Genomic DNA, 883 nt, shown 5'->3' with positions numbered 1-883 from the left:
TGTTCAGCGTAAATGTATCAGTGCCATGCCTACAGCACCCTATGTTGCTGCGCCACACTGAACGGGAACCGCACCGCTGTCGCGATTAGGAAGTTGGGTTGGCCGCCAACAACTGTTCCCCCCTCAACATGCGGGCAGCAGCGCTGAGCAGCTCCTCTTCCAGATAGGGCTTGGTGAAGTAGGCAGTTGCTCCCAGCTCCCGTGCTGTTTGCCGGTGCCGTTCTGCCCCCCGCGAGGTGAGCATGGCAACCGGGAGATGCTTGAAGTTGCTGTCTTCCCGCAGGCGGGTGAGCAGTTCTAGGCCGTCCATCCGCGGCATCTCGATGTCGCAGAAGATGAGGTCGCAGGGCAGGCCGCCGCGCAGCTTTTCCCAGGCATCCTGGCCATCCCGCGCCTGTTCCACCCGGTAGCCCACCTTCTGGAAAGACATCGAGAGCAGCTCCCGAACGGTGATCGAGTCGTCCACGATCAACACGGTGGTCTGGCGCACCTCTTCTGGGGTTGGCTCCTCATCCCGGTGATCCAGCCAGAAGCGGTTGAGATCCCGACGGCGACCGTGGGCTATGTCCACCAGCTCGATGATGTCGGCAATCGGCAGCACCCGCCCGTTCCCCAACACCGTTGCCCCAGAAATGCCCGGCGGCTTGGGCACAGGCCCGCGCAGTTGCTTGATCACGATTTCCTGCTCTTCCACAAAGCTGTCCACCTGCAGAGCAACATACTGACCGGCACTTTGCAGGATGACAATGGGAATGATGCCCTCATCCTGAGTGATGCTGTACACCTCAGAACGGCTGCGGCTGTGGCTGCGGCTGTAGGCCAGCAGATTTGAGAGGGGCTGGAAGTGAAGACGCTGATCCCGCCAGAGAATTGAGGGCCGCCC

The 883-nt window shown here is 61.2% G+C and carries 1 protein-coding gene; it reads right to left on the bottom strand.

Translation table 11 applies throughout. The features are described from left to right. Window positions 1-85 precede the first annotated feature (85 nt). Window positions 86-883: response regulator (locus tag NW819_RS14490; RefSeq protein ID WP_414414177.1), on the bottom strand; the 798-nt coding region annotated here is incomplete at its 5' end.

Source organism: Synechococcus sp. R8-2 (genome assembly GCF_047461715.1).
Taxonomy (GTDB): Bacteria; Cyanobacteriota; Cyanobacteriia; order Thermostichales; family Thermostichaceae; genus Thermostichus.
The sequence above is the reverse complement of the archived record's forward strand: the minus strand, read 5'-3'. Positions and strand labels throughout refer to the sequence as shown.